1 protein-coding gene and 2 pseudogenes are annotated in these 4,874 nt (G+C 50.3%); all 3 read left to right on the forward strand.

Features of this window, described 5'->3' with window-relative positions; genetic code table 11:
* The first annotated feature begins 84 nt into the window (after positions 1-84).
* The 3 genes and pseudogenes from AB1S50_RS18775 to AB1S50_RS18785 all read left to right on the forward strand — a co-directional run bounded on the left by AB1S50_RS18775 (position 85) and on the right by AB1S50_RS18785 (position 4,746).
* Positions 85-1,164: pseudogene (locus tag AB1S50_RS18775) on the forward strand (IS5 family transposase).
* Between the two features lie 161 nt (positions 1,165-1,325).
* Positions 1,326-1,724, forward strand: a pseudogene (locus AB1S50_RS18780) (integrase core domain-containing protein); the annotation flags it as partial.
* Positions 1,725-2,505: 781 nt separating this feature from the next.
* Positions 2,506-4,746: a phage tail protein gene (locus AB1S50_RS18785; protein WP_367152748.1), complete on the forward strand. Its 2,241-nt coding sequence runs from the start codon at positions 2,506-2,508 to the stop codon at positions 4,744-4,746.
* The last annotated feature ends 128 nt before the right edge of the window (positions 4,747-4,874 follow it).

Genomic DNA, 4,874 nt, shown 5'->3' on the forward strand with positions numbered 1-4,874 from the left:
CTAGCAGGCTGTTGATTTTGTCGCCTGAGAACATTGGGTTAGATACAATACGGAAAACGATAACCCACAGAGGATTTTGGTTCAGTGCGCGGTATGGATGTTTTTCAGGAGTCTCTTTTCACAACAGTGCAGTTGGAATCGTTTGTTCCAGCAGATCACCCACTGAGGCCGATCAAAGCGCTCCTGGATGAGGCGATGAAGAACCTCAACTGGCTCTTCAGCAGCATCTATTGCGAAACCGGTAGGGAGTCCATTCCGCCAGAACGCCTTATCAGGGCACAGTTGCTCCAGGTGCTTTACAGTATCCGCAGTGAACGACAGCTGGTTGAACAGATCAACTACAACCTCCTGTATCGGTGGTTTGTCGGCTTAACGATTGATGACAACGTCTGGAATCACTCCACATTCAGCATTAATCGGGATCGGCTGCTGGAAAACGATGTGATTACGGAGCTGTTCGAAGAGGTGATTGAGCTGGCTCGTAAACGCAAGCTTCTTTCCGACGAGCACTTCAGCGTAGACGGCACCCTGATTCAAGCCTGGGCTTCGCAAAAGAGCTATCGCCGTAAAGATGACAATAACGATCCTCCTGCGGGCGGTGGTCGCAACCGCGAAGCGAATTTCCACGGTGAAAAGCGCAGTAACGTTACCCACGAGTCGAAGACGGACGGTGATGCGCGGATGGCCAGGAAAGGCCCTGGTAAAGAAGCCAAGCTGTCGTACATGGGTCATACTGTGATGGAAAACCGTAACGGTCTGATTGTTAAGGCTGCGGCCAGTCTCGCTACTGGCAAAGCTGAGCGGGAAGTAGCAGTGGACTTGCTGGCGGAACTTCCCGGTATGAAGAAGCGCACGGTTGGTGCAGACAAGAACTATGACACCGCCGGGTTCGTGGAAGATTGCAGGGCCATGAATATGACGCCCCATGTTGCCCGGAATGACAATCGTATTGGAGGCTCTGCCATTGATGGTCGCACCAGCCGGCACGCTGGCTACCAGATCAGCCATCGGAGCAGAAAGCGGGTATAAGAACCATTTGGCTGGGGTAAGTCAATTGGTCTCATCAGGCAGATGAAAGTACGCGGTTTATCGAAAGTGAACAGTGTCTTTATGCTGACGATGATTGGCTGGAACCTGACTCGAATGAGGGCGTTACAAGGATAGTCCGTCTTGAAGGCGGGGAAAGCTCGCCACCAAGGCCCGTAAGGGTAAAAAATGGCCTTAAATCGTCTATTTGGGCCGAGAATTGCGGATTCAAACGATTACCGTGTTTGAATCTGGCTGAAAATCAACAGCCTGCTAGGTTGGATCATGAAATATCCGGGCTAGATGACTTCAATCGCGGAGGGTTGACCATTGAAGCCGATTTCTCTCCGCTGGCACCTCGCGTCATACGAGCGCTGGAAAACGTTATCGAGTGGAGGAGGAAACTCAGGCAGCTGCGTTGTGACAACGGCCCCGAATACATAAGTGGCCTGCTCGTTGCATGGGCTGAATGAAACCATATTGAATTAAATTTTATCCAGCCCGGGAAACCCCAGCAGAATTCCCACGTCGAGCGGTACAATCGGACGGTCCGGGATGACTGGCTGGGACAATATCTGATCTCGAGCATCAAAGAGGTTCAGGAATATGCGACTCGCTGGTTTTGGATGTACAACCACGAAAGGCCCAACATGGGCATAGGCGGCATCACACCTCCACAAAGACTGGAGGCCGCATAACTCTCTACTTTTAGCCTTGGCTAAAAATGGGGAGATTACCGGCAGGCCCGGTTGTAGAAATTCAGTATGTAGGATGGCTATTTTAAGCAAGTAGAGGGGGCTTAGTGCTGTGTTATGGCGTTGTTTTCTTTATTCAGGTAAACTCTTCAAAATGAATAGACGGGCAGGCTCGTCAATAAATTATTTCCGCCGGAAACTGATTGCTGGATAAATAATTATAAAATGCTCCATGGGTTCTCTATACTAAGGCTATTTCGCTCATTTTGTGGTGATACTTACTGATGTAGTTTGTTCAGCTTTAATTTTGATAAAAAGTCAGTTTATAAATTATTGATAGTGTTGAAGCCTGTTGATTGTTCGAAGTTGCGATACCTTGATTAAATATTTCCCGCACTTGCATGCGAAAACACCTTTATTTTTTCCTTTGTCACACTACTGGTCGGTTATGAGTATAAGAACAACTATTTCAGTATTTTTGGTGATTTTTTCTCTTTACTGGGCCGGTCTTGCAAAGGCAGCTGTTTCCGCAAGCACGACAAACTCCAGCGGTACTCATACCATTAGCTGGTCTTCGAGTTCCTCTGCGGAATACTACCTTGTTACTGTCCGACGAGGCTCGACTTCTATTGGCTCTTACCAGCCAACAGGTACGTGGAGAAACTTCACCCATACTCAAAATGGTACTTATACTTATACCGTAGGCGCTGTTTCTGGAGATGTCTGGAACCCTATAATTCAGGAGTGGCTACCTGGTACAACTACACCCCTGGGTAGTGTTAGTGTGACTGTCACGATTCCCAAACCCGGCACGCCCAGTTCCATTACAGTTCCGGCCACCGACAACAATGGTAGCTTCAGCATTAGCTGGGGCACCTCAAGCGGGACTGTTTCCAGATATGAGCTTTGGGAGCAAAAGAATTCAAATTCCTATGTCAGAGTCCATAATGCCAGCGCACGCAGCAAGTCGCTGAGTGGCAGGGCAGATGCAACCTATAAATACCGGGTGCGGGCGTGCAACGACTCGGGTTGCAGCGGCTGGCGCTATGGCGGAAACAGCCTCACGGTCAGAAATAAACCGGGTGCACCCGGCACGCCAAATAATCCCACAAGCAGCTCCAATGGCAGTTATACCATCAGCTGGGCTGCCGCCTCCGGTACCGTTACCTACTACCTGTTGCAGGAGAGCAGCAACAATGGCTCCAGTTGGACCAGCCATAATACCGGTACCTCGCGCAGCTTTTCCGTCACCGCCAAACCCGAGGGAAGCTACTTATACCGGGTAACGGCCTGTAATACCTACAGCTGGTCCTGTGCCACAGGTGGTCAAAAACAGACAAGTGTGGCTTACCCTGCCGCAGGCAGTGCACCTTCGGTGCCATCGCAACATGCGGAGGGTGTCATTACCGTCAGTTGGTCTGAACGCTCCGGCAATGGCTATCGAATCCGGGAAAATCAATCCGGTCGTACCTGGGATGTTGATACGGATGTCAACAGTTACCTGATAAGCACCCCGGCATCGGACGGTTCCTATACCTATTCCCTGGCTTCTTGCATGGTGTTCAATGAAGGCGGTGGCGCTTCCTCGGAATTCTTATGCGGCAGCTACAGTTCCGCCAGTAACAGCATGGTGTACCGCAAGCGGCCCAGTGTCGGTGCGGCGCCGTCCCTCTCCACGACTCAGAGTACCAGCGGAGATATCACTGTCAGCTGGACCAAACCATCCGGCACGGTGGATTACTACTATCTCGAGAAAGAGCTCGGCAATAGTGGAAGCTGGCAGCGTATCGGTGGGAGCCAAACTGACCTGTCCGAGGCCGTGATTGGTCTGGCCGACGGAGACTGGAGGTTTCGTATCCTCGCCTGTAATAGTTATGACTGGTCCTGCAGCACCAGTAGCGAGAGTGCAGAATTCAGGGTGCGCTCCAAGCCGGCGGCCCCCGCAGCGCCGGGGCTTGGCAGTACCACCAGCACGGGTTCAGTCAGTCTGGACTGGGCCAACGTGAGCGATGCCACTTACTACGATGTACAAAAGCGCCTGAACAATAGTGGCTCCTGGAGTAATGCCGTTACCGGTCGCAGTAGCTCCGACGCACAGCCAACGGGTTTGACTGATGGTCTATGGGACTTCAGGGTGCGGGCCTGTAATGAATTTTCATGGGCATGTTCCGGTTATGGCAATAGCTCTTCAGATTTGATTGTTAGGGTAGAGCCGGCAACGCCGGCAATGCCCTACAGTCCGGCGACCAGTAGTAGTGGAAGCTACGATGTATCCTGGAGCGCCACCTCGGGTAGCGTCACTCACTACTTACTACAAGAAAGTGTAGACGACGGTATTAGCTGGAACACCATTTTTACCGATATCGCTATGGTAAGAAGTTACTCTATTAGTAATGAACTGGAGGGCAATTATTTATACCGGGTCATTGCATGTAAGGAGTTCGGTTGGGCTTGTGCCACCGGGGGCAGCAGCCAAACCACAGTGGATTTTCCAAATGTGGAGGGAGCACCCAGTGTACCTCCGAAAAATCCGGGAACTGGTTATCTCGTAAGCTGGAGCGGGTTTTCGGGTAATGGCTTTATTTTGACGGAACACCCCAGTGGAAGAACATGGCAAGACAGGGATATTACTCAGCTAAACATCCCAGCAAATATTGATGGAGAGTACACTTATACCATTACAAATTGTTTGGTATTCAATGAGGGAGGCGGTGCGTCAGACGAGTATCAGTGCGGCGATGAAGGACCTCCTAGTAGTAAAGTGCGTGTACGCAGACCGCCCGTTTTGCAGGGTGGCATGGGTGTACTAATAAACACCACAAATGGCGATATCACTGTGAGCTGGCCGGCTGCAACCCCCAATGGGGATTACTATCAGGTGAGGGAAGTTAACACAGCCATTACCAAAACCGTTTATGAGCCAAATTTATCGGTGGTCTTTCCTGCGCGAGATAATGGGGATTACAGCTATGAGTATTATGCCTGCAATAATTTAGATTACTGTAGCGCTGCTAGGGCCTGTTAACACTAATTTTGATAAAATCTGCGTTTATGGAAATCACAAAATCGCAATTCAAAATTATCGAACACCTGCTGCCTTTACAGCGAGGTAACGTCAAAATACCGAATATACAGGTCATAAACGCTGTTTTG

Source organism: Microbulbifer discodermiae, assembly GCF_040742695.1.
In the GTDB taxonomy this organism is placed as follows: Bacteria; Pseudomonadota; Gammaproteobacteria; order Pseudomonadales; family Cellvibrionaceae; genus Microbulbifer.